General features: G+C 40.2%; 3 protein-coding genes and 1 pseudogene. All 4 read right to left on the minus strand.

What is annotated here, in order from left to right; genetic code table 11:
• Positions 1-477: amino acid permease (locus ACYQ2M_RS24795; protein WP_459919086.1), on the minus strand; the 477-nt coding region annotated here is incomplete at its 3' end.
• A 111-nt stretch (positions 478-588) separates the two neighbouring features.
• Positions 589-1,077 carry a YbaK/EbsC family protein gene (locus tag ACYQ2M_RS24800; RefSeq protein WP_459919087.1) on the minus strand — a complete coding sequence of 163 codons (489 nt, stop codon included), beginning with the start codon at positions 1,075-1,077 and terminating at the stop codon, positions 589-591.
• A 453-nt stretch (positions 1,078-1,530) separates the two neighbouring features.
• Positions 1,531-2,703: a GGDEF domain-containing protein gene (locus tag ACYQ2M_RS24805; protein ID WP_459919088.1), complete on the minus strand. Its 1,173-nt coding sequence runs from the start codon at positions 2,701-2,703 to the stop codon at positions 1,531-1,533.
• A gap of 692 nt (positions 2,704-3,395) precedes the next feature.
• A pseudogene (locus ACYQ2M_RS24810) lies at positions 3,396-3,600 on the minus strand (hypothetical protein); the annotation flags it as partial.

A 3,600-nucleotide genomic window follows, 5' to 3' on the forward strand; every position in this document is an offset into this window, starting at 1 on the left:
GCGGGCAACCAGCCCAGCGTTTGCGAGGTTGATTGCCCACGGGACAATCACTCCAACTGCGATGAGGGTGCGGAGCAGTATCGGATTAGGGGCAGTGCCGCCGATGAACAACGTGGCTGCATAGTTGCCGAAAGCCGATGCATAGAGGGCGGTCGTAACGACGTAGCCCGCCCAAAGGACTATATTGAGACTACCGGTGAATTCACTGACCCCGAACACCCTGTCAATAAAGACGACAGTTCCCCCGGCGCTTTGATATTTCACCGACAGCCGCGCATAGGAAAATGCGGTCAAAGCGGCCACCAAGCCCGCCACTAAGAAGGAGATTGGGGTACCCCCTCCAGCCTGCTCAGATGCCACACCCAGCACGGCAAAGATACCACCCCCTACCATGCCTCCGATACCGATAGACGTGGCACCAAGCAGCCCAATAGATCTTTGAAGATCTACCTGAGTTATAGAATTGTTCTTCGACATACCCCTCCAAGAAATCTGTTGTGGTCAGCACGATTAGAAAAGTCTGCATTCGGATCGAAGCCAACGATTGAACTGTGCCGTTCAGCTTTTTGGGTCGGCACCAGTGAGTGGTTATATTTCTTCCGACAAATCGATCCATTTCCCTTTGGTAAGGGGCTCCAGATCGGCAGGTTTTAACTGAAAAACGGCAAAAGGTGTTCCTGCCGCTGCCCATATCGTTTCATATTTTTTCAAATCCCTATCCAATAAAGTTTCCAAAGGTTCATTATGACCTACTGGTGGAACACCACCGATTGCATAACCGACTCTATCCTTCACAAAATTACCATCCGCCTTTCCAAGTTTTAAACCCACCGACTTCTGGATTTTTTTCACATCAACGCGATTTGAGCCAGATGCAATGACAAGAATGGGTCGATCCGTTTTCTTCTCCTTGAAAACAAGCGATTTAGCAATCTGTGCTACCGTACACCCTACGCTATCAGCAGCCTCCTGAGCGGTCCTCGTTGAACCAGGTAGTTCCTTGACATCAAATGAAAATCCCATTGCAGAAAGAAAATCCTGTACACGCTTTGCACTATTGCTTAATTCTGATTCCATAAATTTGTTCCTTTGAAATATTTAACATTACCGGTGAAATCCAGTGCATGTTACTTGGTACGCCCGGCATGGGCGTGAATTTATGGGGTGCAAATCCCCTATGTGTGAATCCTGCCATGCTCTGTTGACTATGGCACAAACATTAGCCGACGGCAAGGGCGTTTCCGCGAGTAAAGGTCTGAAGCAAGCCCGAGTGCAAAACTATGAGGCGACGAACAGAAACAGCATATTAGGCCCAGTCTCCGGGTAAGTCAGCACATCATGACAAATCCCAGGATTCAGGAGATAGCGTAAATGCTACGGTTGTGTAGTCACTGTTCACGTTCTTTCACCCCTCAAGGGGATACTGAAAAGCGTCCGGAGAGATCTGCTTTGTATGCATTGATTTTCTTTTGCAAAAATCCCCGGTGTCCTTGACAAGGAGTTGGAATGACGTGGCCACCAATTTATCCGCTAATTTGAACGGATGGTTTTGTAGATAACTTTATTGCGACCTTGCTGTTTGGCCTCATAAAGATTTTCGTCTGCCATCTTTATCATTTTTTCTATATTATATTCACTGTCATAAATATAGCTTATGCCAAAGCTGACAGTTTGATTTATTCTTATTGTTTCATGCACGAATTGGTGTTCTTCGATTGCCTGCCTTATTCGGTTTAAGACCTTGACTACATTCTTTAGTGTCGATCCTGTAAACATGAATATAAATTCTTCTCCACCCCATCGTGCGACAACGTCTGACTCTCGTATGTGCTTTTTAAGGATTTGAGCAACTTGTCTTAGAATAGCATCGCCAACATCGTGTCCATAAGTATCGTTGACATTTTTAAAATTATCCAGATCTCCAAGCCCTATTGCATAGTCTGATCTTGATCTTTTTAGGCGTGAAATTTCAAGATTTACAAAATTCATAAATCCCCGCCTGTTATTTAGTTGAGTGAGTTCGTCAATTGTTGCGGCCTTCTCCAGATCAACAAGTAACTGATTTTTTAAATTAATTATTCTCTGAATGACGACAAATAATAATGTGAAAAAAATAACAATATTTGTCATGAAAAAAAGGATAGAAATGGTTGAAAGATTGTTACCTGTTTTCATCGGGTTGACACTTGGCTCCCACATCAAACCAAATATCATTCGGATGAATTGTATAAAACACGCTATTGAAAATAATATAATAAACAGTTTTTTATCCTCAATTGTAGAATATAAAATCTGAATCATTGTAATTATCATGATAAGTGTTGGAAAAAATGTAACAGTAACTATTCTAAATTTTGAGTTTGATAGACAGTATATCAAAGCGCACGAGAAAATTATCATTACAATATAATCGATAATTACCCAATTGGGGAATTTGTAAAACTTGCTTAAACCTCTTTTGATTTCAATATACGCCCAGCAAACAAGCATGTGGGGCAAAACCATTACTATATATTGTGGAATGATACCGCGAAATGAAAGGACAAAGAAATTTAAAGCAAGTAGCCCAAATCCTATTACCCAATTACCCAACCCTGGAAACTCAACCTTACTTAACCGCCATGCAGCAATGAGAAAAAATGCAATAAAAGCAGAATAAATAAAATTAATAAAAATTACGGTTCGAGGATCAAGTTCAATCAAACTTAAGTTCCCAGTTAAAAAATTATAGAATTCCATCTTTAACATAAAATTTGGTTTTTTTCGGGATGCACTTCATCGGCTATGTGTATATTTAATCATAGATGAATCTTGATTATTTCATGGAGTCAAAATTTATCAGTAACTTTTAAAAGTTACTTAAAAAAATATACATGTTTGCCAAAGTATTGACTCCAACAAAGTGCTTATTTCCTGCTTAAACCTTTACTTGATGTTTTTCAATAGCCTTATATATCCTATTTTGATGATTGCCTCAAGCCACATAATCGCGGTGCTGACCGGGACCGTCTGAAGGAAGTTGGAGCGCAAAATTATAAGCCGACGAACAGAAATAAGCATATAAGGCATAGTCTGTGGGTAAGTCAGCACAACATGACAAAGCCCTGGATTCAGTAGATAGGGTAATCAGGGACACCCGGTTGATTTTTTTTAAGGTAAAAGCTGCAGTTCATTTAAAAACAGGAGACAAAATTTTTGGGTGTGTCCCATTTTCTGCACAAATTTTGGGAATCAAAGGGTATTCTCCTGAAGGAGAGCGGATTTTATGCTATTTGCAGGTAAAAAAATTTTTATATATTTTTTTATCATATGGCAGGGCTTGTCCAACCAATGGATAAGATTGTGGTTCGTTCCTCATACAATCTATCCTTATTCGTTAGGATTCTTTCATAAATTCACTCAATAAACGTCCCAATTATACTATGCTTTCGTTTGATTTTATTAATAATACGATCGTAATGTCTCATTCGAGTTATTGATTGGATAATCAGGTAAGCACCGATAGCAATCAAAGCAAGATTGAGCACTCCCAACGGGATAAGAAAATGTAAAACATGGAGGACATCATAATATTTTGAAGTAGCTATCAGAAGACTCATA

It is taken from the genome of Desulfocicer niacini (assembly GCF_054657595.1).

Coding starts and splice junctions, on each gene's coding strand:
- ACYQ2M_RS24800 (WP_459919087.1), bottom strand. CDS start 1,077: ATGGAATCAGAATTAAGCAATAGTGCAAAGCGTGTACAGGATTTTCTT.